The sequence below is a fragment of the Micromonospora sp. BL4 genome, assembly GCF_003667505.1.
Lineage (GTDB): Bacteria > Actinomycetota > Actinomycetes > Mycobacteriales > Micromonosporaceae > Micromonospora.
In genome coordinates this window covers 1-396 of record NZ_RCVJ01000006.1, presented here as the reverse complement: position 1 = coordinate 396, position 396 = coordinate 1, and the positions used below count along the sequence as shown (strand labels likewise).

Genomic DNA, 396 nt, shown 5'->3' with positions numbered 1-396 from the left:
CGACTCAGACCCGTCCACGCCGACGAGCACCGGAGCGTTGATCGGGATCGGCTTCTCGTCCGGGCGGACCACCAGCACCGGGCAGTGCGCGTGCGCGGCGACCTGTGCGCCCACCGAGCCGAGCAGCAGCCCGGTGAACCCGCCCAGCCCGCGACTGCCCACGACGACGAGGTCGGCCCGGCGGGACTCCTCGACCATGGTGGCGCCGGGGCCACCGGCGACCTGACGTACCTCGACGGTGAGGCCGGGCCAGCGGTCGGTGAGGTCGGCCGCCGTCCGTTCCAGCATCTCCTGCGCCTCCCCGGAGGGCGCCGGCACCCCCAGGTCGTACGGGTTGATCGGCACGCCGTAGCCGAGCGGGTGCAGGTAGCCGTGCACCAGCAGTAACGGGCGGGA

1 protein-coding gene is annotated in these 396 nt (G+C 74.0%); it reads right to left on the bottom strand.

The window, feature by feature from the left end; genetic code table 11:
- Positions 1–396, bottom strand: a 396-nt coding sequence (locus EAD89_RS00030) for a universal stress protein (protein WP_147458713.1), incomplete at both ends; no start/stop codon positions are given.